Source organism: Promicromonospora sp. MS192 (assembly GCF_049532985.1).
In the GTDB taxonomy this organism is placed as follows: Bacteria; Actinomycetota; Actinomycetes; order Actinomycetales; family Cellulomonadaceae; genus Promicromonospora.
Window position 1 is genome coordinate 4,919,685 of sequence record NZ_CP186693.1, and the last position, 24,185, is coordinate 4,943,869.

Sequence of the window (24,185 nt, forward strand, 5' to 3'; positions counted from 1 at the left end):
CAATATCGACAGATTTCGATGGATAGAAGGCGCGGTCACGGACTCGGGGACGGAGAACGGCCCCGGACAGTCTCTCCCGACGGGGAAAGGACTGCCCGGGGCCGTTCTCGGCGCGGCCGGAAGCCGCCGGGGTCAGCTCAGGACGACCTCGTTGAGCTCCAGCCGGAACCCGTCGGACACCTGCGGCAGCTCGGTGATCCAGATCGTGAACGAGTCGCTCACCACCGGCTCGGTGAGCTCGAACGTGGTGGTGTTCGCGAACGCGCCCTCGGCGAGCACCTCACCGCCGGCGCCGCCCTTGAGGATCTGCACCTTGCCACCGGGCGTGTTGGTGAGCAGCTCGATCTTGGAGACCGAGGCCGGCTCCCGGAGCTTCAGCTCCATGCCCAGGGAGTCCTTGAACCCGCCGAACTCCGCCCGCTGGTACGTGGTCGTGTAGTAGAACGACTGCGGGTCGGCGTCGTAGGCACGCTCGACCGCCTCGGGGTGGTCGATGGTCGCACCCTCGAACTCCAGCGTGCCCAGGAGGGCCGCCGAGTCGATGACGGGCCGTGCCTCGGTCTCGGTCGGGGCGGACGGCTCAGCGCTGTTCTCGCCCTCGTCGGTACCTCCGGCACCGGCAGAGGCGGAGGCGGACGCCGACGGCGACGCCTCGCCGATGGCCTCGCCCGTCGGCGACATCATCGCGTTCACCGCCCAGATCAGTCCGGCGACGACGGCGACGCCCACCAGGCTCAGCACGATCGGCGTCGGGTTCACGCCACGCCGCTTGGGCGCCGGCTGGGTGGCGAACCCGCCGTCCTGCTGCTCGTAGTAGCCGCCGCCGTCAGGGGCGTAGCCGGCCGGCGCGTACTGCGGCGGGTACTGCTGCGGCGCCCCGCCTGCCGCGTACTGGGCCTGCTCGTACCCGGGCTGGACGGGGGCGACCGGCTGGCCGTACTGGTCGTACGCCTGCGTCGCGCCCTCCGGGGGTGGCGGCGGCACCGGGGCGTGCTGCTGGCCGAAGGCCTGCGGCTCGTAGGTGTAGTCGCTCTGCGGCTCGGTGTAACCGGCGGGCACCGCACCCGCGACCGCGGTCTCGTCGGAGCGGGCGATCCGGCCGGAGACCGGCCGTCGCACGGGCGGAGCACCCTCGCCGTTGAAAGCGTCGGCGATGGACTGGCGTCGCGGACCCTCCGGCTCAGGCTGAACGAATCCAGGCAGCGATGCCACTACGGAAACCTCTCCCCACGGCGCCAGGGCCGCGGTCACGTCGTCGGGGTTCATCGGCCCGCCGGTGCCGCCGGACGCGTCGAACGTCCGGCTCACGAGGGCGTCGATGTCGGCGTCCACGTGGGGAACCAGCGTGGACAGCGGCGCCACGGCGCCGGAAGGGTCGAGCTGCGCGGGCAGCGGGATCAGGGTGTCCTTCGCGATCCAGCCGGCCTCGAGGTCCTGCCCGGGCCAGCGTGCCGTCATCGCGTAGTAGAGGAGCGCGACCAGACCCTGCGCGTCGAGCTGCGCGGGCCGGCCGTTCAGCGTGTCGCCCGAGGCGAGGCCGCCGTCGATCCCCAGGCCCGTGACCCGGACCCGGTGGCCGTCGACCCGTACGGCCTCGGGGCGCAGGGCGGTGTGGTGGACACCCCGTGCGTGGGCCACGGCGAGTGCCGACGCCGCCTCACCGACGATGGCACGGGCCTGCTGCTCGTCCACGAGCCCGCTCGACACGATCTCGGTCAGCGTGGTGCCGGTGTGCGGCTCGGACACCACGTACCGCCGGCCGTCGCCGTCCGTCCCGGCGTCGAGCACCCGGACCAGGCGGGGGTCCGTGACGAGCGCGGCGCGCCGCGCGGAGTCGAGGGCATCGCCCGCGTAGGGCCCGGTCACGAGCGTGACCCGGACCTCGCGCTCCAGGATCAGGTCACGTGCCTCCCAGGCGGTCGCCGCGGCGAGATCGGTCGTCGCCTGCTGGACGAGCCTGTACCTCTCGACCAGCACACTCCCTGGCTCGACGGTGCTCACGCGGACCTCCTCGCTCGCTCGGGGGACAGTAACAGGTGCGTGATGTCCGGGATCACGCGCCGTCGCCATGCTACGCGGAACCGCTGACGGACCGCCGAAACGTCGCCCGAATGCAACGAAAGCGCAGATCAGCGATCTGCGCTTCCGCGTGCGTCGGCAAGGTCAGCGCCGGAACCGGGCCAGGACCGGGCGGAGCAGGCCGTCGAGCTCCTGGACGCGCAGCAGACGCAGCAGCAGCACGTAGACGGCGAGCATGACCACACCGCACAGGGCCGACACCCACAGACCGCTCAGCATCGTCAGGACCCAGCCGTTGCCGAAGGACAGCACGTCGAACCCGCCCAGCAGCCGGTAGACCCCCCACCCGGCCAGCCCGGCCAGCACGGCAGCGACGAGAGCCTTGGCGTGCAGCGTGAGGATGCGCCCACCGTCGAGCCGGCCGTTCAGCTTCGTCCGCAGGCCACGCGTGCGCAGCAGCACGGTGATCCAGTTCGACAGCGCGTAGCTGGCGCCCGCCGCGATCACCCACATCTCGATCGGCAGCCAGAGCTGGGCGGCGATCAGGCCGATCACCAGCATCGACGTCGACGGCACGGTGATCCAGAAGACCGAGCGACCGTCCTCGTACGCGTAGTAGACCCACTTCATGAGCGCCATGCCGCCCAGCGGCACCAGACCGAACGAGAGCGCCACCAGCACCGGGGCGATCAGGGCGGTGCCCTCCTCGCCCGCGGTCGGCACGATGAAGGCCGTGGCGGGCGCGGCCAGCACCGTGAGGGCTGCCGTGGCGAACACCGTGAAGACGCCGATGGTGCGCAGGCCGAGGGAGAGGTCGCCGCGGACGCGATCGGTGTCGCCCTCCTGGGCGGCCTTGCTGATGCCGGTGAACAGGGCGGTCGCGATCGACACCGTGACCAGCGAGTGCGGCAGCAGGTAGATGAGGAGTGCCTGCGTGTAGGAGCCGTTACCGGCCACCGCGACGGGCGGGGTGGCCGCGGCGCCTGCGGCGCCCGCCTCCGATGCCACCCGGGTCAGGAAGAGGATGCCGGCCTGCTCGAGCACCACTGCGGCGAGCGTCCACGTGGCCACCGTTCCGGCCGAGCGCAGGCCGATGCCCCGCAGGCCCAGCCGGAAGTGCCAGCGGAAGCCCGAGCGCAGCAGCGGGACCAGCAGCACGAGCGCCTGCGCGACGATGCCCAGGGTGGCCGTGCCGGCAAGCAGGACGGTGCGCGGTGTGTCCCACTCGTCAAGGTCGTTGATGCCCAGCGCGGGCGCGGTGCCGAAGACAGCCAGGAAGACGCCGAACCCGATGACCGAGACCACGTTGTTGGCCACCGGCGCCCACATGAACGGCCCGAACTGCTCGCGTGCGTTGAGCACCTGACCGAGCAGCGTGTAGAGGCCGTAGAAGAACAGCTGCGGGATGCACCAGTAGGCGAACACGGTGCCCAGCGCGAGCTCCTCGGCGCTCAAGCCCTGCGTGTACAGCAGGACCACCCAGGCGGAGGCGCCCGTGAGCACGGCCGTGACGGCGAGGATGCCGACGGCGGAGACGGTGAGCAGCTTGTCGATCCGCTCCTGTGCGTTGCGTGCACGGAACGCCTTGACGATCTGCGGCACCAGCACGGCGTTCAGAGCGCCACCCGCGAGGATCGCGAACAGCACGTTGGGCAGCTTGTTCGCGACGTCGAACGTGATGGCGACGCTGCCCACCGAACCGATGGCGGCCACGAGCATCATGTTGCGCACCAGCCCGCCCAGCCGGGAGGCCGCGGTGCCGGCGGCCATGACGATCGAGTTGCGGCCCAGACCGCGCGACGGCGGCTGCGCGGGGGACGAGCCCGCGGCCGCGCCGGGGTCGGGTTCCGACGCGGGGTCGGCTGCTGCGGTCACGGTGTTCTCCTGGGTCAAGCGACTACTCCCGTGGTCTGGGGGCCCTGGCCGGCGCCGTCCCGGCCGACGTGTGCGGCGGCCGAAACACTACTCCGCCCGACGGCGTGCTAGGGCCGTGCCGGGGTGCCCGACGTGGCCGGTGCGGTCTCGGGCGCCTCGGCGGCGGTCCCGGTCGCCTCCTCGACGTCCTCGCGGGTGGCGCGGTTGGGCGACCGGCCGCGACGCACCGTGCGCCAGATGCCGGCCAGGAAGAGCAGGGCCACGAGGCCTGCGGCGATCCAGGTGCCGACCTCCTCCCAGCCCGCGCGGACCCGGACCTGGAACGTCGAGTCGTCGTTGATCTTCGCCCCGGTGGGGGTGAGCACCTGTGCCGTCACCTCGACGTCGCCGGACCCGATCGCCCGGACCGGGACCTGGACGTCCATCTCCTGACCCGCGGGCACGGTCTCGGTCGTGCGCTCGTCGACCGTGAGCCGGGGGTGGTCGGGGCGCAGCACCACGGTGACGGTCGCGTCCACGGTGAGCGCGTTGCGCACGCGCACGGGGATGTTGCCGACGTCGGTGATGAAGTTGATGTCCTGGCGGGGCACCACGGTCACGGAGCTCTTCGTGATCTCGTCGTTCTCCTGGAGCACCTGCTGCACGACCTGTTCCCGGAGGCCGGGGTCGGCGCGGCGCGCGACCGCCAGCGGGGCGATCAGCCGCCGTACGCCGGGTCGCCAGATCACGGGGTGCTCCTCGCCCGCCACGGAGGAGAACGTGACGATCGCGTCCCGCGCCTGCTCCAGTGCCTTGACGTCGGCCGCCGCGAGCTCCGCCTTGGCCCGCTCGTGCTTCGGCAGGGGGGTGCGGGCCACCTCGGGTGCGTCCTGGACGAACAGCGCGTCCAGCGTCGTGGGCGAGATCCAGCCGGCCTCGTCGAGCGTGTCGAGCACGGCCTTGGCGGCGTCGGTGTCGGGCGTCCAGCTCCGGGGTGCCACGATCGAGAGCGACGGCGGGTCGTAGGGCGCCTGGCTGACGACGGCAGCCGTCTCCGCGAGCAGGCGCTGCGCACCCTCCGTCGCGGTGGACGCCGTGGTGACCGCCGTCGTGTCGGCGGACTCCTGGGCGGAGGCGGTCGAATCGGCGCCCGACAGGTCGGTGGCGGCCAGGAACGCCTCGGTCAGCGGCTCGTCCGTCACGACGGCGTGCGCGGTGCCCGCCGGTGTCGCCACCTCCGCCCGGCCGGTCACCGTGCCGACACCCTCGTAGGCCAGTCCGCCGGCGCCCACCACGACGTCGTCCCGGCCGCTGGCGACGGCCAGGCCGAGGGTCTCGACGTCGGGCACCGTACCGTCGGCAGGCCAGGCGAAGTTCGTGTGCCAGGTGGCCGGGATCTCCCAGACCCCGGCGCGCGGACCGCGCACGAAGCTGCGCGGTCCCGTGGAGAGCACGCCCGCGTGCGCGAGTGCCGCGAGGTCCGGGTCGTGGTCCGGGAGCGTGAACGTCGCCGTCGTCCCGGCGGCCGCGAGCATCCGGTCGTACCAGTCCCGCAGCTCCGGGTCCTGCGAGGCCTCGGCCGTGCCCATGAGGTTCGGGTCGACGGCGAGCGAGACGGTGTTGTGCTCCGCGACCTGGAGCACGCCGTCGAGCCGCTGGCCCGCCGCGGTCTGCTGGGCCAGCTCCAGCTCGGCGGAGCTCGGGTCGGCGGGGTCGGTCGCCGGGCTGGTCACGGCGGCCAGGACGCTGAGCTTCATCGGCACGCGCTCGGTGCCGTCGGCGTCGTACATGAGGAACGAGCGGGCGATGCCCAGGCGCCCGGAGGCATCACCGACGGAGATCGCGAGGCGGCGGGCACCGAACCCCTGGAGCGCCTGGACACCCGGGTCGTAGGTGAACGAGACGGTGGTGGAGGCGCCCGGCGCCAGCCGCGGGACCGTGGTGGTGCTCCCGGTGCCGTAGACCGGGTCGAGCAGGCCCGCCTCGGACCACGCGGCGATCTCGGCGCGCGAGGTGAGCGCCAGGTAGTCGACCGTGAACTGCGCCTCCGCGCCGTCGATCACGGCGTCGGTGGTGTTGGTGACGCTCGCCCGGACGGTCACCGTGTCGCCGGGGACGGCTATCGGGTGCGAGATGCTCGTGACGGACACGTGCACGGCTCCGTCGCCCGGCGCAGTCCTGGTGACCGCCGCCGGAGCGGAGGACGCGCCTGCGGGCGGGTGCCCGGCCATCGGACCGGCGGCGGACGCCGGCAGGACTGCCGACCCCACGACCGCCACGACCGCCAGGAGCGCGGCGCTGAGCGTGCCGGCGCGGCGGGCCGCCCGGCGGTGGGCGGGACTGCGGGTGATGTCGGGGTGCTGCGTCATGGCAGGTCGGGGCGCTCCGTGGGGAAGGCGTCGGCGCGCAGCACGTCCCGGAGGTGCCTCGACGACTCGAGGAGGTCCAGGGCGGCCGTGGCCAGTCGCTGCTCGTTCGGGTACGACAGGCGCCCGGCGAGCTCGTCGATCCTGACCCAGAGAGCGTCCTCGGCTTCGCCGTCCGGATCGTCCTCCACGGTCAGGCGACCGCCCTCCGCGCGCAAGAGGTAATGGTGCACGACCTTGTGCACCCGCCGGTCCTCACCGGTGAACCAGTAGTCGATCACGCCGAGCTCCGCCTGGATCGAGCCGCGGATCCCGGTCTCCTCGCGGATCTCCCGGATCGCTGCCTCCTGCGGCGTCTCGCGACCCTCGAGGTGGCCCTTCGGCAGGCACCACTCCAGCCGGCCGGTGCGGTTGCGGCGCAGCAGCACGGCCGCGCTCAGCTCGCCGCTGCCGTCCGGGTCGGCGCGGAGCACCAGGCCCCCGGCCGAGGTCTCGTCCACGATGGGCAGGTGCACCGGGGCGGTGGCCGCGGCCCGCCGGGCCGGATTCACCCGCAGCGGCGCCCCGCCGGGCGGCGTGGGCACCTCCGGGCGACCATCAGGACGGTCGCTCGCCGGAACAGGGGTGGACATGCCCCAACACTACCGACTGAGCACCGTTGCTCAGGTCAGGCGGGCGTCGTTTCGCGCGGTGAGTGGTGGCGCGCCGCGTCTGGGAGAATCTTGGGCTGTGTCTACCCCTGAGCAGGACCTGTTGCGGCGCGCGCTCGGCGTGCTGACCGAGATGGCCCCCGCCGCGCTCGAGCTGGGCGAGCAGTTCCGTGCCGCCGGTCACGAGCTCTCGCTCGTCGGCGGTCCGGTGCGCGACGCCTTCCTGGGCCGCGCGAGCAACGACCTCGACTTCGCGACGTCGGCGACGCCGGACCAGACACAGCGGATCCTCGCGCGCTGGGGCGATGCCCACTGGGACATCGGCAAGGAGTTCGGCACCATCGGCGCCCGGCGGGGCGACGTCGTCGTCGAGGTGACGACGTACCGGACGGACAAGTACGACCCGGCGTCGCGCAAGCCGCTGGTGGAGTTCGGCGACACGCTCGACGGTGACCTGTCGCGCCGCGACTTCACGGTGAACGCGATGGCCGTGCGCGTACCCGACCTGACCTTCGTGGACCCGTTCGAGGGGCTGACCGACCTGGCGGCCGGGGTGCTGCGCACACCCATCGCGCCCGAGCGCTCGTTCGACGACGACCCGCTGCGCATGATGCGCGCCGCGCGGTTCGCCGCGCAGCTCTCGTTTCACGTGGAACCAGGGACGCTGGCCGCGCTCGTGGCGATGGCGGACCGCATCGAGATCGTGTCGGCCGAGCGGGTGCAGGCCGAGCTCACGAAGCTGCTCCTGAGCGACAACCCGCGCGCGGGTCTCGAGGTGCTAGCGGACACGGGACTTGCCGAGCACGTGCTGCCGGAGCTGCCCGCCCTCCAGCTCGAGATCGACGAGCACCACCGGCACAAGGACGTCTACCAGCACTCGCTCACGGTGCTGGAGCAGGCCATCGCCCAGGAGACCGGGCCCGACGGCGCGGTGCCGGCGCCCGACCTGGTGCTGCGTCTCGCCTCGTTGCTGCACGACATCGGCAAGCCCGCCACGCGCCGCTTCGAGCCCGGCGGGGGAGTGAGCTTCCACCACCACGAGGTGGTCGGGGCCAAGCTCGCCGCCAAGCGGCTGCGTGCGCTCAAGTACGAGAAGCAGGTGGTGAAGGACGTCTCCCGGCTCGTCGAGCTGCACCTGCGCTTCCACGGGTACGGCGACGGCGCCTGGACCGACTCCGCCGTGCGCCGCTACGTGACCGACGCCGGCCCGCTGCTCGAACGGCTGCACCGCCTCACCCGCGCCGACTCGACCACACGCAACAAGCGCAAGGCCAAGCGCCTCTCCGACGCGTACACGGACCTGGAGAACCGCATCGCCGCACTGCGCGAGCAGGAGGAGATCGACGCCATCCGGCCCGACCTCGACGGCACGCAGATCATGGCGATCCTCGGGATCCCGCCGTCGCGCGATGTGGGCGCCGCGTACAAGCATCTCCTGGCGCTGCGCATGGAGCGCGGCCCGCTGGGCGAGGAGACCGCGACCGAGGAGCTGCGGAAGTGGTGGGCCGAGCGCGGATGACCGCGTGCCGGGCTAGACGTGGGTCGGGTCGAACAGCGCGCTGACCGACTCGCCGCTGTGGATGCGGCGCACCGCCTCGGCGAACGCCGGCGCCACGCTGATCACGGTCAGCTTGTCGTGTGCCAGCAGACCCGCGGTCGGCACCGTGTCGGTGGTGACGATCTCGACGACGTCGGGGTCGGCCGCGATCCGGTGCACGGCGTCGTTGGCGAAGATGCCGTGCGTGCAGGCGATCCGCACGCTGCGCGCGCCGTGCTCGCGCAGCAGGTCGAGGACGGCGACGATCGTGGAACCGTTGGCGATCTCGTCGTCCAGCACGATGATGTCGCGGCCCGTGACGTCGCCGATCAGCGACGTGATCTCGACCCGGTCGCCGTCGAACCGCTCCTTGGCCGCCGCCGCGACCGGCACGCCGAGCATCTTGGCGAACGCCGACGCGCTCTTCGCGTTGCCGAGGTCGGGGGACACCACCGTCGCCTTCGCCAGGTCGCTCGGCGCGAAGTACGCCGCGAGCTCGCGCAGCGCGTTGAGCTGGTCGGTCGGCACGCGGAAGAACGCGTGCACCTGCGGCGCGTGCAAGGTCATGGTGAGGATGCGGTTCACGCCCGCCGTCTCCAGGAGATCTGCGACGAGACGCCCGCCCACCGAGATGCGGGGCGCGTCCTTCTTGTCGGACCGCGCGTACGCGAAGTGCGGCATGACGGCGGTGATCCGGGCCGCCGAAGCACCCTTGGCCGCGTCGATCATCAGCAGGAGCTCCATGAGGCTCTCCTGTGCGGGGCGTACCACCGACTGCACCAGGTAGACGTCGCGCTCGCGGCAGTTCTCCAGGAGCTGGACCTGCAGGCAGTCGTTCGCGAAGCGCTGGATCTTGACCGGGCTCAACGCGACGCCGAGATCAGCGCACATCGCACGGGCGAAGCGCTGACCACCGGTACCAGCGAAGACCCGCACCTCGGCCATGGCTGGAGTCTACGGAACGTCGCAGCGGCCCGCCTAGGCTGGAGAGGGCATCATGTGCGCCATGAGCGTCACCGACTGGCAGACCTGGGCCCCGTTCGTCGACGCGCTGCGCCGCTCCGCACCACCGGGAACGCACACCAGCGAGTTCGTGGGCACCGTCGGCCGCGGGGGCGCGCAGGGCACATACCTGGACGACGGCGACGCCGCGGCCCGCCGGGACCGCGACCGGGAGCTGGCGCTCGCCGCCGCACGTACCGGCGGACCGGGTCCGCGGGCGGAGCTCGACGAGGCGTTGCGTGAGGTGGCCGCCCTGCTGCCGGACAGCGAGCAGCTCGTGCGGGTCGTGGCCGTGCACGGCGGGGGCGGGCTGAGCGGCGGAGACCGGCCAGGCGGCGGTGCTCCCTCGGGCGGCGACGCGCGTGACGGCGGGGATGTGCGTGACGGCGACGACGCGCGGGACCGCGGGGATGCCCGCGACGGCGGGAACGCCCGCGACGGCGGCGACGCGCGCAACCGGGGGGACGCCCGCGACCGCGGGGCCTCGCCCAGCGGCGACGCGCCCGTGCGCGACGTCGTCGAGCTGATCACGCTCCCGCCCGCCGTCGTCTCCGGTCCGACGGCGCCGGTCCTGGAGGTGGTGCTGGAACCGGGGGCGCTCCCGGCGTCGTACCGGGAGATCGTCGAGCCGCGTCCGGATGCCGCGACCGCGCCGTCGGCCGACCCCGACGCCGTGGCGCGGGTGGTCGCCGAGCGGATGCCCGACGCCGTCGGCGCCGCGCCGGAGGAGATCGACGCCGCGGAGGTGGCGCTGCCCGACGGCGCTCGTCTGCCCGCCGAGGTGCGCTCCCTGTACGCCGCGGCCGGGAGCGGCGCGCTGAAGCTCGCACCGGAGGAGGGACGGTTCGGTGGGTTCGAGATCGTGCCGCTGAGCGGGAGTGCACTGCGTGAGGCGTTCCTGCCGGCCGCCCGGTTCGGCACGTGGACCGCTGACGCCGGCACGGTCGCACCCCGGGACCCGGCGGACCGGGTGCAGGCGGTGATCGGCTCGCCGCTCTGGTTCCCGGTGGGTACCGACGGCGCGGGGAACGTCTACGCCGTCGACCTCGCGCCGGGGCCGGCCGGGCACCTGGGCCAGGTCGTGCTGCTGGACCATGAGGTGCGGGCGGGTGCCACGTACCGGGCGGAGAGCCTCGCGGCGCTGCTGGTCGGTCGGGTGGCGCCGCCTGATCGACCGGAGCGCACGACGGACGCGGGTGGGGCGAGCCCGGCGGGTCCTGGTGCCGTCGACGGGCCCGTCGAGTTCCTTGCCCTCGACCCGGCGGACTGGATGGCGCGGCTCGACGCCGGGACCGTGCCGGACACGCTCAAGGCCGCGGGCCTGGTGCCTGACCGCGCGAACCCGCCGATCCTGACCGACGCGCTCGCCGTGGCGGACCGGCTGCTCGCACTGCGGGGCCTGCCGCCGACCGAGGTCGTCCGTCTGACGCGTCCGGCGCGTGCGGAGCGCAAGGGCCTGCTCGGCAGGCTCTTCGGCCGCTAGCCCAGGGATGGTCCATGCCACGAAGCACTGAACTGACTTCGGTCAGTGGCATAGGGCCCTGGAGCGACTTCGGTCCGTTGCCTCCAGATCGGTCAATCGAGTGACCGAACTGGAGGCAACGGACCGAAGTGGTGCTGTGCCCTCCATCAAGGGACCGAGGCCACGGCAATTCCCGGTTCGCGGTCAGTGACCCCCGTGGACCTCGCCGTCGGACTCCGGACGCCTGATCAGCGTCGCCAGCGCGATGGTCACGGCCATCACGCCCGCACCGATCCCGAAGGCCAGGCCCGCACCCTTGGTCAGGGCGTCCGCGGCCGAGGTGCCCGTGGCGGTCAGGGCATCGGACCGGAGGGTCATGATCGCGATGAACAGCGCGGTACCGGCTGCGCCCGCGACCTGCTGCACGGTGTTGATGGTCGCCGAGCCGTGCGAGTACTGGTGCGGCTTGAGCACACCGAGCGCCGCGCTGAACAGCGGCGTGAACACCGCGGCCAGCCCCAGGCTGAACGTGATGTGCGCACCGAGCACGTAGAACACCGAGATGCCCGGGTGCAGGAACGCCAGCATGCCGATGCCGAGCGTGACCAGCACGGCGCCCGGAACCAGGAGCGGACGCGGTCCCACCCTGTCGTACCACCGGCCGACGACCGGACCCAGCAGGCCCATCGCGAGACCGCCGGGCAGCACGACCAGGCCCGACTGGAGGGGCGTGAGGCCCATGGCCTGCTGCAGCACCAGCGGCAGCACGATCAGCGTGCCGAGCATCGCGAGCATCGAGACCGCCATGATGCCGATGGCCACGCGGAAGTTGCTCTCGCGGAAGGTCCGCAGGTCGAGCAGCGCGGAGTCGGTGCGCTGGCGCACGATCTGCCGCCAGATGAACAGGCCGAGGAACGCCAGGCCGGTGATCAGCGGGATCAGCGGGTTGATGGCACCGGCACCCGCGTGCGCGCCCTCGCCGAGGCCCGAGAGCCCCCACACGAGGCCGCCGAAGGCGACGACCGCGAGCAGCAGGGACAGCGGGTCGAGGTGGTGCGCGTCCTTGTCCGACACGTCGCGGATCCACAGCACGCCCGCGACGAGCGCGAGCACGGCGATCGGCAGCACGACGCCGAAGACGCCGCGCCAGCCCAGGGGCTCCAGGATCGCGCCCGACAGTGTGGGGCCGAGCGCCGGCGCCGCGGCGATGACCAGGCCGACGTTGCCCATGACACGCCCCCGCATGTGCGGCGGCACGATCGTCATGATCGTCGTCATGAGCAGCGGCATCATGATCGCGGTACCCGTGGCCTGGACCACGCGGCCGGTCACGAGGAGGCCGAAGCCCGGGGCGATCATCGCCAGGGCCGTGCCCACCGTGAACAGGGACATCGCCGTCAGGTAGGCACCTCGGGTGCCCAGCCGGTTGATGAGGAACCCGGTCGCCGGGATGACGACGGCCATCGTGAGCAGGAACGCGGTGGTGAGCCACTGGCCCGTCGTCGCGGTGATGCCCAGCTCGTCCATGATGGGCGGCAGGGCCACCGACATGGTCGTCTCGTTGAGGATCACGGTGAAGCCGCTCGCCAGGAGCAGGGCGATGGCACGGAACGCCCCGGGTGCGAGCTTGTCCTGGCGGGGTTCGACGGGTTGTTCAGCGGGCAGGTCAGAGGTACCCCGGACCGGCGTGGTCGGTGGTTCGCTCAGGTGGTCGGACGTGTCGATCGTGTCGGTACTCATGGGTATGCCCTCTCGGTACGGTGCGCGCGGGCCGAGATCGAGAGCGACATTGCACACGACCTACGTCTAACGACGCCGGACCATCGTCAGGTATTCCCGCCGACGATCGCGACCTGTTTTCACAGACGTCTGCGGTGAGCAGAAATCATCGGCACGCCCTCGGCGGACCCCCTGTCAGCGCCCGACGGCGTCCGCCGGGCCCGCCAGGTCCTGGGCGTCGTCGCCGGGTGCCACCGACTCGGTGACCGGTGCGGCCACGCCGAGCGTCACCCCCTGCTGCGCCATGAACGGCTCCGGGTCCACCGCCTGCCCGTTCATCCGCACCTCGTAGTGCAGGTGGCAGCCCGACGACGTCCCCGCGCCCGCCGGGTCGATGCGCGAGTCGCCTCCCATCGACGCGATCTGCTGCCCCGCCCGCACCGTGTCGCCGACCCGCACCAGGTTGGTGCCGGTGAGCAGGTGCCCGTACGTCGAGTCGAGACCCATCCCGTGCTCGATGCGGATCGTGTTGCCCGTGCCCCAGCCGGTCGCCCCGGAGATCACCACCCGCCCCGCGGCTGCCGCGTACACCTGCGTGCCGCACGACGCCGCGATGTCCTGGCCCAGGTGGTAGGTCGAGGCCCCCGCGATCCCGGTGTTGCGCGGCCCGAAACCGGACGCCTTCGTCCCGACGGCGGGGTTCGCCCAGCCGCCCGCGCCGACCGCCGCCTGACCGATCGACCCGCTCATGCAGGGTGCACCGGCCGCGGCGCCCTGGATGGATCGGGACAGCGCCGCGAGGTCCTGCTCGTCCGCGCCGCTGACGAGCTGCATGACCTGCAGCGCCTGGTCCCAGTACTTCTGGTAGTGGTACGGGTCGGCGTTGCGCTGCGCCTTGTGGGCGGCGATGGTCGGCTCCATCGTCTCCCAGCCCGTGACGGCGAGCAGCCGGTCGTAGTACCGGCCCGAGGACTGCACGGGATCGAGCCGCTCCTCGACCGTGCCGTACCACTTCTGCTCCTGGAACATGCCGATCGAGGACGTCAGCGTGCCGTCCGGGTTGCGCACGCCGAAGCGGTCGTCGCCGTAGGTCAGGTTGCGCAGGCCCGACTCGCCGAGCGCGGTCATCACCGCGATCGCCTGGGCCCGTCCCGGCACCCCGCGCTCCTGACCCACCTGGAGGATCACCGACGCGTTCTGGAGCTGCTCGGCGGTGAACCCACCGGCCGCCGTGGCCTGGCCGCCGGCCGGCACCACCGACGCCGACATGCTGCAGCCGTCCTGCGACTGGCTCTCGCTCACGGCTCCGCCGACCAGCACGACCATCGCGACGACCGCCGCGGGCACCGCCAGGACGGCCGCCATCAGCACGACCAGGACGATGACGGCCCGCCGTGTCGCATCGTCCTTCTTCCGACCCGGGCCGGAGCCAGGACGGGCCCTGGACCGGACCGCCGTCCGGGCGACCCGGGTCGCCAGCCCGACGGCGTCCCGCCCGCTCACGACCCCTCCGGCGGCCTGATCTGCTCGGCCAGCCAGGGGGCCGCGCCGTCGGCCCGGGTCAGGAGGACCGTGTAGGGGCCGATGTCGGTGGGCACGGCCACCTCGGCCAGCAGCGTGGAGGTCTCGTCCGTGACCTCCGGGTCACCGGTCACCTGGGTGACCGGCACCAGCCGCGGGTCGACGTCCTGGTAGACCGGTCTGGCCTGCGGCGTGAGCAGCGGTTCGAGGCCGTCCCACCACGCGGCCGCCGTCTGGTCGGTGGCGGCGAACGCCGTCATGGTCGCGCGCGCGGCGTCCAGGGCCGCCGTCCGGACCGTGTCGTCCCAGGTCGCCTCGACCGGTTCGCTCGGTGCGGACTCGTCGAACTCCGGCTCCGCCGTCACCTCGAGGGCAGGATCCCCGGCGGCAGGCTGGTCGTCGACCGGCTCGTCGACCGGACCGGTCGCCGGGACATCCGCCTGGTCGCCGCCCGCGACGTCGTCGGACGTTCCCTCCGGGTTGCCGAAGTCGTCCTGGTCCCGCGGCGTGACCACGCCGGCCTGCGCGCCCGGGTCGGCCGGGCCGCCCTCGCGCGGCCAGCCGACCCACGTCCCGATCGCGAGGACGACCACGACGACCACCGTGACGACTGCACGTCTCATGAGCGGCCCAGCCCTCGCATCTGCCGGCGGCCCGGGTTGTGCACGATCGCCGACGGCTGCGGACCGGCCTGCGGCGTACCGCCCTGGCGCGCGGCGTCGAGCGACGCGGCCAGCCGCGCCGCGCTCTGCGACCGTTCCCCGCGCCGGCCCAGCCCCCGCACCGCGGCGAGCACCTGCTTGGCCTGACCGGTCCTGCGCACGACGGTCAGCGCCTTGGAGGCGCCGGCCGCAGCCGCGGACGTGCCGCCGCTCGCCACCATCGCGCCCGCCTGGAGCGCGATCGAGGTGCCGGCCCGGCCCGCGCTGCTCAGCCGGTCGGTCAGACGCTCACCGGCGGTGGGCGGCAGGTGCGGCGCCGGTTCGTTCGACGGCTTCTCGCCCGCGTTGGCACCGTCGGCGGGCTGGTCGCCACCCGGCTGCCCGCCGGCGGTCGAACCGACCTGGACCGTACGGGCCGCGGTGGTCCAGGCGTTGCCGCCGCCCGGGGCACCGTCCGCTCCGGGGCCGCCGGCGCCGTCGACCGGGATGGGCTGCGTGCGGCCGTCGCCCGCCGCACCGGCCTGGCCGGCGGCGGCCACCGCACCCCCGGCGACGGCGCCGCCGGCGACCGAGCCGGCGGGCGGCGTACCGTCGATGACCGCCGGGCCCGAGTCCACCTTGTCGGTGTCCACGACGCTCTCCTGCGGCTTGACGGGTGCTGGGCCGAGCCCCACGCCGGCCCACTCCTTGGCCTTGGTGTAGCGCTCGCGCCACTTCGCGCTGCCGTCCCACGGCATCGCCGCGGGCTCGCCCACCTGGGAGGGCACGCCGGCGGCCGCGAGCCGGTCGGCCAGGCCCCGCAGGGCCTGCCGCACGCTGGCGCCCATGAGCACGTAGAAGACGGCGCCCGCGAGCACCAGCGTGTTGAACAGGTACAGCCGCACGAGGAACGGCAGGCCGCTGGTGGCGTCGTAGAAGCCGAGCAGGATCTTCATCCACGCGACCAGGAACATCGTGGCCATCGCGACGAGGATGCAGCCGAAGAGCACGCTCGCGAACGTGCGGAAGAGCTGGGCCCGCGTGCCGCTGGAGATGACGCCGACCGGGAGCTGCCAGAGCAGCTTGATCGCCGACCAGCCGAGCAGCACCACCGCGAAGATGGTGCCGCCGACGATCACCACGGACAGCAGTAGGAACACGAACCCCGTGGTGAGCAGGCTGAGCGTCGAGACGACGGTGCCGGCGTCGACCGTGGAGGCCGCCTCCTTGTAGGCCGCGTCGCAGCCCCCGATCGCGTCGACGGCGTTCTCCCGGCCGACGCTCTCGGTGTAGGTGTCCGCGCAGCCCGTGCCGTCGATGACGCTGCCGTAGTTGATGATCTGGTGGGGTACCCGCAGCAGGGTGTCCACGAGCTGCCCCTTGAGGCCGTCGCGGATCACCGTCGAGTCCTGCTGGAACGAGGCTCCGTCGGTCGCGAATCCGGTGGCGATGTCCATGCCCGCGTCGCGCGACTGCATGATGACGCCCTGCTCGCCGCCGATGGTCGCCATCGGGTTGGCGAGGAACGTCGTGGCGAGGGCGGCGATGAGGCAACCGATCAGCAGCTCCATGAAGCCGCCCGCGTACCGCCCCTTCAGCAGCCAGAACCCCACGACGAACGCCAGGATGATGAGCATCAGGTTGAGCAGGCCGATCTGGGCGATCATGCCCTGCACGATGATGCTCAGCCCGGCCAGCGGCGCCAGGATGTAGCCCAGCCAGTCCATGCCGAGCACCCAGTCGAGCACCCAGATCTGCACCGCGACCATGTCCCGGTACCAGACCCAGAACATGCCCGCGAGGGTCGAGAAGATCTCGGAGTCGACGTTCAGCGGGTTCCACGGTGAGCCCGTGTCCCACTGGAGCATGAACCGGTCCACGGCCACGCCCTGCGTGTCCTCCAGGTTCAGCCCGCCCTGCGGGTCGGCGGCCTGGAGGGGCGCCAGCCCGATCATGCCCCGATCACCGCGCCCGTCGAGCTCGTCGGCGTGGTCTTGACGGTCTCGGCGCGCTTCTCGACCAGGGGCGCCATGACCTTCGCCCGGCCGTACCGGGCCTGGAAGTCCCGGATCAGGCACTCGCCGCGCCGCTCCTCGGGCACACCGGAGGCGTCGACCACGGGCGCCGTGCCCTCGGTGACCAGCTTGACCAGCCCGTCGTCGACCGGTGCGTCGACGGGCAGGCCGTGCAGCCAGCGCAGGCCGCGGCGGGCGAGGTTCGCGTCGCGGTGGCGCAGCAGCACGCGGAACGGGATGAGCCCGCGCACCACCTCGTTGCCGAAGTCCTCCTCGGCGTCGTGGCTGCCCAGCAGCAGCGCGGCCTTGTGCTTGCGGCCGTCGCGGATGAACGTGCCGATCTCCTCGGCCGCCTCGGGCGACGACATCGTCTTGGACGCCTCGTCGGCGGCGAAGATGTCGAGCCGGGAACGGTCCGCGAAGCAGCGGTAGCGCGCCAGGGCCGCGATGAGCGCGAACGTGGCGCGGCCGAACACCTTCTCGGCCTTGAGCTCGGCGAACAGGTGCCCGTGCTCCATGTCGGCCTTCGAGGGGAGCTGCATCTTGTGCGTGTGCAGCACGATCGCCGGCGAGCTCAGGTCGAGCGGCGGCAAGGAGTCGTCGAAGAGGGCGCGGCCGAAGTCCAGCTCGGAGAAGATCCGCATCTCGTCGGCGAGCATCCGGGCGCCCGGGAACTCGCAGTCCTGCTCCAGGTGGCGGGCGAGCGAGCCGAGCGACGTGATCTGGTGCCGCCACATGTACTCGGTCTGGAGCACCTTGGACAGCAGCACGTTCTGCTCGGACTTGGTCTGCACCGACAGCAGCACCGTGAGGAAGGCCCGCGCGACCCGCGGGGCCTGGGCGGGCGGCAGGATCCGCAGCGGGTCCATGGACACCGTCGCGTCCTCCGAGATCTCCACGACCTGCGAGCCGGGGATCTCGGAGACGGCGATGCCCCACTCGCCCATCTCCGTGTGGTCCACGGCCATGAGCGTGGCGCCCATGTCGACGTTGTCCATGGCCACGGTCTTCATGCTCACCGACTTGCCGGAGCCCAGCTCGCCGACGAAGCCCATGGCGAGCGCGACGTCCAGCTTGTCGGTGGCACCGGCCAGGTTCACGAACACCGGGTTGGGCCGGGCGGCGCCGTTCGAGATCTCCAGCGCGAACAGCGAGCCGGAGGTGTCGCCGAGCTCGGTGGTCGCGAACGGCACCGCCGCGGAGAACGCGCGGGCCGTGGTGATCTGCGAGTACTCGCGCACGGCGCGCGGCGTCGGCATGCCGGGCAGCGTGGCCTCGAAGAGGGTGGGCTGGATCGTGGGGTCGGTCCGCAGCGCGAACTGCATCGCGGCGAAGTACTTGGTCAGGTCGCGGGCGTCGTCCAGCGCCTGCTCGGGGGTGTGGCCCGAGACCGTGAACATCGTGGTGGCGTCGACCTCCACCTCGAGCTCGTCGGCGTCCATCACGGCCTGGTACTCGCCCAGGGCGCGCGCCGTCGTGTCCAGGGACGAGCCGGCGCGCTCCTCCTCGGAACGCTGGTCGAACTGGTCGTTCAGCGTGCGCACGGCCCGGCGGTTCCGGTTGGTCACCTCGTCGCGCGAGCGCACCGTCATGCGGATGGCCCAGTCGCAGGGCACGCCCGACTCGTCGACCCGCCCGATCCACTCGCACCCCGGGTACACGATCCCGCCCGACGGCGTGTCGCTCACCACGAGCGTCGTCTGGTAGGAGGCGAGCTCCGGGTTGGTGGGGTCGAGCACCTTGACGTAGGGCCGCCGGAGGATCTGCAGGGGACCGAGCCGCTTCTCGGAGTCGGTCTGCCCCGCCGGGTCCACGAGCGCCGACGGCAGCACCGACGGTCCCGACAGGTGCATCTCGGCGTCCAGCGAACCGTCCACGGGCACCGCGGTGTCGATCCCCAGGCCGCGCTGCATCGCGTGCCCGAACATCCACGCCATCTCGGCCACCGTCGCCGGCCGCGGGTCGAACGCCCCGGGCATCTCCTTGCGCAGCGCCTCAGCCTGCGCGGCGCGTTCGCCGACCGCGTGCCGGCCCGGCACGGAGCGCGGCATCATCAGCGTGTCCTGGAGGGTGGTCCAGCTCGCGCGGAGCGGTTCCAGGAAGGCCTTGGCGCCCGGGTTGGCCAGCGGGGCGGCGATCCAGTGCACGCGCCGGCCGATCGGGATCTGCTCCAGGAAGTCGAGGGTGGCCTCGCACTCCGCGGCCCATGCCTCGCGCTCGGTCAGGTCGACGCCCTCGATCATGGACAGCACCACGGACGCCGGGTCCGTCGCCGCCGTCAGACCCAGGTGCAGCGACTCGCCCCGCAGCGCTCGGTACAGCGCGGTGTGGTGCCGCCGGGCGGCGTGCTTCTTGTCGTCCGGCTGGAACGCGTAGGGCACGGGGGACACGCGCCAGACCGCCCACACGGTCCCGGTGCGGGTCCACATGAGGCCGTCGGTCAGGGCCGAGATGTGGCTCAGCATGGGGGCTCAGTCCTCTCGCGGGGTCGGCTGGTCGGTGCTGTCAGGGGTACGCGGCGTGCCGGAGAGCAGCTCGCCGACGCCGGTGAGATCGGACCTCCTGCGGTCGGCCGCTGCCGCGGCGGCCGCTGCGGCCCAGTCCGCCGGTGAACGCTTGCTCGGTTGCCGGGCGGGCTGCGGGTCGGGTTGCGGGTCCAGCCGGCGCCCCTCGACGGTCGCGTCCGCGGGACCACGAGCCGTCAGCTCGGGGAGCAGCTCCGTCGGCACGGGGCGGACGACGGCGGGGTGCGTCCCGGCGTCGGGCACCGCCGGCCGAGCATGTGCGGTGCCGCCCAGTGCCTCGGCGTACCGCGCCGGGCCGAGCGCGGACCCGGGCACGACGACCATGACCCGGTGGGTCATCAGCCGTGGCTTGGGCAGCGCCACCTGCCCGCCGACCAGGCGCCCGGGGCTCGACGTCAGGTTCATCGCGTCCATGACGAACGCGACCGGGTTGCGACCCGAGCTCGGCAGCTTCCCGGTGGCCCACACGGTGCCCACCACCAGGCCCACCGCGACCACGATGTTCATGAAGCCGCCCAGCCGGGCCCACAGCGGAGCGGTCTGCCACAGCGCGAACGCCACCACGGCGCCCGCTCCCACCTGGGTGATGGTGTACGGCCCGCCCCAGATGCGCCCGCCGCTGGGCAGCTTTCCCACGAGCATGGGAATGCGGCGGGCCTTCGTGTAGAACTTCGCGGTCTCGGTCACCGGACACCCTCCTCACCACGCGCCGGGCGCGCGAGAGCGCCCGGCCGAACCCTGTGCCTTGCCCCCAGCGCCATGCCCATGTGTCTGACCCGTGTCCTGCTGCGTCCCGCGGGTCAGAGAACCGTCTGCGTGTTCACGATCGCCGGAGCGGAGTCGAACTCGTCCCGGGCCAGCTCCGAGGTGACGTTGATGCCACCGTTCACGAGCCACAGGACGATGCCGCCCACGATCGCGGACATCAGGATCGCCGCGATCGACATCTTGGTCTTCACGGCCGTGATGACGACCATGAGGATGACGACCACGAAGGTCACCGACTCGATGGCACTCTTCACCTCCTCGGACTTGACGGTGATGAGGTCGAGGAAGCCGTCGGCCATAACGATCTCGTTGATCATGGTTCTCTCCTTCGCTACTCCCCGGCGGTGCCGGAGCCGTTCGTGCCGGATGGCGTCGTGTCGATACGGACGGCCGGCTCAACGCCGGCAACCTCCCAGCGCCCGTCGCGGGCGACGAGCGTGAGGACGTACTGGGAGGTGGTCTTCTGGCCGTCGAGCCGGGTGAGCTCGACGGTGGTCAGGGCGTGCGTGCCGTCGCCGTCGGCCGGGTCGTCGGTGATCTCGTGCGATCCCTTGATGCCCGTGACGGTCGCGGCCGCGTACGGCGCGGGGGTGATCGCCGGGATGGTGGTGCCCGGCTGGAGGTAGCGCGTGATCTCGCCCTCGCCCGCGACCATGGCCGCGAGGAACCCGGCAGCGGACTGGCCGGCCGCCGACGTCGGGGAGATGGTCTCGGGGTAGTCCAGGTCCGGCGGCTCGGCGGCCGCGGGGCCGGGCACGGGCGCGGGCAGCGCCAGGGCGGCCACGGCCAGGTCGGGACCCGAGTACCTGGTGTCGGTGCGCTCGACGAGCACGGGCACCTGGAAGTAGCGGCGCACCCAGACGAGTGCGACCTCGGCTCCCTCACCCTCGGGCTGCCCTGCGGGCGGGGGCGTCGAACCGGGAGCCGGCTCGGCGACGTCCACGCCGACCGTCACCGACCACACGTCGTCCTCGGCCGCCTCGCTCTGCGCGATGGACGAGTCGCGGATGGTCAGGCCCTCCTGGGGGAGAGTGCCGACCGGGGCGCTGGTCAGGGAGGCGAGGAGCTGCTGGTCGTCGCTGTCCGCCCGCAGCCAGGTCTCCACCAGCTCGACGGCCCGCTCGTTCGCCGCGGCCTGGGCCGCGGTGTCCGCCGGTCCGGCGCTCGCGGCGACCGGGGCAGGCTCGGGGCGCAGCAGCGTCCAGGCCAGGGCGGCGGGCCCGGCCAGCAGCGCGAGGGCCAGCAGGGCGCCCCACGCCTTGGTCACGAGAGCGGGCCCGTTGGACCACTCGACCACCTGCGGGGGAGCGTCCCCGCCGTCCGCACCGTTGCCCGACGACGAGGGGGGCGTCGCGGGCCGGGCGGGGCCGCCGGCGCGCGGAGCGCCGACGCCGGTGCCGTCCGCCGGGGCGGGCAGCTCTGCCGGTGCGGCGGCCTTCTTGCCGCGCCGGCGGACGAGGAGCGAGCTCATCGGGTCCGCACCTCGTTCTGCAGGTCCGCCTGGATGCGCGCACGGGCCTCGCGCGCGCTGCGCACGCGGGGGCTGTCGAGCGCCTCGGTGAGGCGGGTCGTCGTGTCCTCGTCGCCGAGCGGGTCCGCGGTGAGGGTGGCGACGATGTCGGCCACCAGGGGGGCCAGCTCGCCGCGTGCCGCGTGCACCTCCGCCGTGTCCCGGAGCAGCGACCACGTGTGGTCGAAGTCCGGGGTGGGATCCGCACTGCGGACGCCCGCGCCGCCGAGGTCGGTGCTGCCGAGTCCGGCGCCGGGCGCCTGGTCGAGCTCGTCCTTGCTCATCTCGCCTCTCCCGTTTCTCCGTCTCCTGTGTCTGCCGATCACAAATGGCAGGTGACGAGTTCGTGTGACATCGGTGATGTCCGGGTTTTCAACGGGTGTGACGCAGGTCACATGCCCACGGGAGCCGCGGGCAACAGTGGCGGGCAACACCTCCCGACTGGACTCGGGCTGACCGGAGGGGGGAACCGCCATGCCTGCACGCACGCCAGTACCGGCGTCAGGAACGCTGATGCGAGAGCTTGACCACGACTGGGCCGACCTGGTCCGCACGCGGTCGTTCGCCGCGGAGATCGAACGGTTCGTCGCGCGCTTCCCGCAGCTTGCGGGTCTGCGCACCGGTGACTCCGTGCGGCTCGCCCCCGCGGACGCCGACGAGGTGCTCTATGCGCTCATCGTCGAGCACGCCCGCGGCAGCTTCGCCGCCGGCCGCGCGGTGCTGCAGTGCATGCTCCCCGCCGTCCGCACGATCGTGCGCCGGTCGCGCCGCCACTACCCGGACGTGCAGGACCTCGAGCAGGAGGCGGCCGCCGCGATGTGGGACGCGATCACCCACTACGACCTCGAGCGCAGCGGCCGCGTCGCGATGCGCCTGCAGGGGCACACCCTGACGCGCGTCGTCGGCGACCGTGCCCCGCACGCGCAGGGTGGCCGTGCCAGCCGCGGCCCCCGCGTCGCGGAGATACCCACCGACACGAGCACGCTGACCGTGCTCGAGCGGCCGGCGACGCCCGACCCCGGGCCCGACGCCGTGTACTCGCTCGCGAGCTTCTCGCTCGGCACCACCGGCGAGGTGCTCGACGTCATCGCGTGGGGTCTTGACCAGGGTGCCCTGACGCGCGACGAGGCAGCTCTCCTGGCGCGCCTGTACGCGCCGGACCCCGATCTCCCGGAGTACGCCGAGCTCGGCTCGGGTCGCGGGAACTACCAGCGGCGGGTGGCCCATGAGCTGGGCATCTCGCACGCAGCCTTGCGCCAGCGGGCGAGTCGCGCAGTGCGACGGCTGGCGGAAGCCGTTCAGTCCGGTGGTCTGTCTGGGGGACAGCCGGGCGAACGGGACGATGAGCGACGACGGCGGCCGAAGGGCTGAGCACTGGGGGGTGCGTGAAGCCCAGAGGTCGTCAGAAGTCCGTCTCATCGCGAGAGGGCCCCACCGCCAGCGGGGCCCTCTCGTCATGTCCGCGGACTGGTGCGCGCGATGCCATGTCCCGGTGAACACCCAGGTCAGCGCTGTGATTTGTCGACGGCACGTGCGGTGCGGGAGCCTTCTCCCACGCGCTGACCTGTGCAGTCAACACCACAGCTGTGGTATCGGCGGGCAAGGGTCGGATCGTTCAAGGGTCACTCAATATTCAAGTCATCTCCACAACTTTGAAGTCTCCTTGACCTAGCGGGCGTCCCCCAGCCTGATTAGCGTTCAACCTGCCGGGTCCGCCCGCGTGGTCGAGGATTACCAGCGGCGTCACATCGTGACGACCGCAGGAGATCCTCGGCCAGCACGGGCAGGAGCACGGTGGAGACAGACGCACGCAAGGGAACCGCGACGGGACCCGCCCCGGGGGTACCCGAGGTGGTCTCCGCCGGCGGGGTCGGAGGAGACGGCACGGTGAGCAGTGGCACGAAGGTCGCGAGCCAGGACCAGCAGGTCAGGTCCGCGACAAGACCCCAGCGACCCGCACCCCCCGGGCCGCTGAAGCCGACGCGCGCCCGGCGCCGTCCGGCGCTCATCGCGCTCGGCCTCGCGCTCGTGGCGCTCAGCGTGCTCGCGTCCGTGTACCTGGTCAGCACGCTCGGCCGGACGTACGAGGTGCTCGCGATCACGAACGACGTGCCGCGCGGCACCGCCGTCACCCCGACCGACATCGGGATCGTCGAGCTGCCTCTGGGCACGGGGTCGGCGCTGCTCGACCCGATCTCCGCCGATGACATCAGCCAGTACAAGGGCAAGATCGCCGCGACCGACCTCAAGAAGGGCCAGCTCCTCACGCCCGCGAGCGTGGTGGACGAGCTCCGGCCGCCGGCCGGGCAATCGATCGTCGGCGTCGCGCTCGCGCCCAACCAGAGGCCGGACACCGCCCTCAGTGCCGGCGACGTCGTCCGGGTGGTCGAGACGCCCGCGACCGGCGGCGAGCCGCCCGCCGGTGCGCCGTTCAGCATCCCCGCCACGGTGGTCCGCGTGGGGCAGCCCGGCGGATCCATCGGCGACCAGGTCGTCATCGACGTGCAGGTCGAGTCGGCCAACGCCGCCGCGCTCGCCGCCCGTGCCGCCACCGGGCGCGTGGCCCTCGTGCTCGACTCCACCAGGCAGGGCTGAG

Annotated in this window: 18 protein-coding genes; 4 read left to right on the forward strand and 14 right to left on the reverse strand. The window is 72.7% G+C overall.

The annotated features are described in order from the left end of the window. Nucleotides 1–132: 132 nt before the first annotated feature. The 4 genes from ACO229_RS21965 to ACO229_RS21980 form a co-directional block, all read right to left on the reverse strand. Nucleotides 133–2,001, reverse strand: a complete 1,869-nt coding sequence (locus tag ACO229_RS21965) for a hypothetical protein (RefSeq protein ID WP_397412167.1) — start codon at nt 1,999–2,001, stop codon at nt 133–135. A gap of 162 nt (nt 2,002–2,163) precedes the next feature. Beyond that, nucleotides 2,164–3,894: a murein biosynthesis integral membrane protein MurJ gene (gene murJ / locus ACO229_RS21970; protein ID WP_423462790.1), complete on the reverse strand. Its 1,731-nt coding sequence runs from the start codon at nt 3,892–3,894 to the stop codon at nt 2,164–2,166. Nucleotides 3,895–4,001: 107 nt separating this feature from the next. After that, on the reverse strand, nt 4,002–6,242 hold the full coding sequence (locus tag ACO229_RS21975) for a DUF6049 family protein (RefSeq protein WP_423462791.1): 2,241 nt from the start codon (nt 6,240–6,242) through the stop codon (nt 4,002–4,004). After that, on the reverse strand, nt 6,239–6,871 hold the full coding sequence (locus ACO229_RS21980) for an NUDIX hydrolase (RefSeq protein WP_397412161.1): 633 nt from the start codon (nt 6,869–6,871) through the stop codon (nt 6,239–6,241). The genes ACO229_RS21975 and ACO229_RS21980 overlap by 4 nt, the downstream gene beginning before the upstream one ends. A gap of 97 nt (nt 6,872–6,968) precedes the next feature. On the opposite strand from ACO229_RS21980, the gene ACO229_RS21985 reads away from it, so the two are divergent. Continuing rightward, a complete protein-coding gene (locus ACO229_RS21985) occupies nt 6,969–8,408 on the forward strand; it encodes a CCA tRNA nucleotidyltransferase (RefSeq protein ID WP_423462792.1) in 1,440 nt (479 codons plus the stop codon). A 12-nt stretch (nt 8,409–8,420) separates the two neighbouring features. Here ACO229_RS21985 and ACO229_RS21990 read toward each other — a convergent pair whose 3' ends face one another. Next, nucleotides 8,421–9,371 carry a ribose-phosphate diphosphokinase gene (locus tag ACO229_RS21990; RefSeq protein WP_423462793.1) on the reverse strand — a complete coding sequence of 317 codons (951 nt, stop codon included), beginning with the start codon at nt 9,369–9,371 and terminating at the stop codon, nt 8,421–8,423. Nucleotides 9,372–9,432: 61 nt separating this feature from the next. Here ACO229_RS21990 and ACO229_RS21995 point away from each other — a divergent pair, with 61 nt between their 5' ends. Further along, nucleotides 9,433–10,911, forward strand: coding sequence for an SMI1/KNR4 family protein (locus tag ACO229_RS21995; RefSeq protein WP_423462794.1), 1,479 nt, complete (start codon nt 9,433–9,435; stop codon nt 10,909–10,911). Between the two features lie 183 nt (nt 10,912–11,094). Here ACO229_RS21995 and ACO229_RS22000 read toward each other — a convergent pair whose 3' ends face one another. The 9 genes from ACO229_RS22000 to ACO229_RS22040 form a co-directional block, all read right to left on the reverse strand. Continuing rightward, on the reverse strand, nt 11,095–12,630 hold the full coding sequence (locus ACO229_RS22000) for an MDR family MFS transporter (RefSeq protein ID WP_423462795.1): 1,536 nt from the start codon (nt 12,628–12,630) through the stop codon (nt 11,095–11,097). A gap of 174 nt (nt 12,631–12,804) precedes the next feature. Further along, nucleotides 12,805–14,112, reverse strand: a complete 1,308-nt coding sequence (locus ACO229_RS22005) for a M23 family metallopeptidase (protein WP_423462796.1) — start codon at nt 14,110–14,112, stop codon at nt 12,805–12,807. Further along, nucleotides 14,109–14,753 carry a hypothetical protein gene (locus tag ACO229_RS22010; RefSeq protein WP_397429234.1) on the reverse strand — a complete coding sequence of 215 codons (645 nt, stop codon included), beginning with the start codon at nt 14,751–14,753 and terminating at the stop codon, nt 14,109–14,111. Before ACO229_RS22010 ends, ACO229_RS22005 begins: the two co-directional genes overlap by 4 nt. Next, nucleotides 14,750–16,726 carry a hypothetical protein gene (locus ACO229_RS22015; RefSeq protein WP_423462797.1) on the reverse strand — a complete coding sequence of 659 codons (1,977 nt, stop codon included), beginning with the start codon at nt 16,724–16,726 and terminating at the stop codon, nt 14,750–14,752. The genes ACO229_RS22010 and ACO229_RS22015 overlap by 4 nt, the downstream gene beginning before the upstream one ends. Next, complete coding sequence (locus ACO229_RS22020) at nt 16,723–19,251, reverse strand: ATP-binding protein (RefSeq protein WP_397429232.1); 2,529 nt, start codon at nt 19,249–19,251, stop codon at nt 16,723–16,725. The genes ACO229_RS22015 and ACO229_RS22020 overlap by 4 nt, the downstream gene beginning before the upstream one ends. A gap of 6 nt (nt 19,252–19,257) precedes the next feature. Continuing rightward, nucleotides 19,258–19,998 (reverse strand): hypothetical protein, encoded by a 741-nt coding sequence (locus tag ACO229_RS22025; RefSeq protein ID WP_423462798.1) that lies wholly within the window; start codon nt 19,996–19,998, stop codon nt 19,258–19,260. Between the two features lie 113 nt (nt 19,999–20,111). Further along, complete coding sequence (locus tag ACO229_RS22030; RefSeq protein ID WP_253836168.1) at nt 20,112–20,396, reverse strand: hypothetical protein; 285 nt, start codon at nt 20,394–20,396, stop codon at nt 20,112–20,114. Between the two features lie 14 nt (nt 20,397–20,410). Then, on the reverse strand, nt 20,411–21,550 hold the full coding sequence (locus tag ACO229_RS22035; protein WP_423462799.1) for a hypothetical protein: 1,140 nt from the start codon (nt 21,548–21,550) through the stop codon (nt 20,411–20,413). Then, a complete protein-coding gene (locus tag ACO229_RS22040; protein ID WP_397412139.1) occupies nt 21,547–21,873 on the reverse strand; it encodes a hypothetical protein in 327 nt (108 codons plus the stop codon). The genes ACO229_RS22035 and ACO229_RS22040 overlap by 4 nt, the downstream gene beginning before the upstream one ends. A 229-nt stretch (nt 21,874–22,102) precedes the next feature. Here ACO229_RS22040 and ACO229_RS22045 point away from each other — a divergent pair, with 229 nt between their 5' ends. Further along, nucleotides 22,103–22,960: a hypothetical protein gene (locus tag ACO229_RS22045; protein ID WP_397412137.1), complete on the forward strand. Its 858-nt coding sequence runs from the start codon at nt 22,103–22,105 to the stop codon at nt 22,958–22,960. Between the two features lie 516 nt (nt 22,961–23,476). After that, nucleotides 23,477–24,184, forward strand: a complete 708-nt coding sequence (locus ACO229_RS22050; RefSeq protein WP_423462800.1) for an SAF domain-containing protein — start codon at nt 23,477–23,479, stop codon at nt 24,182–24,184. The last annotated feature ends 1 nt before the right edge of the window (nt 24,185 follow it).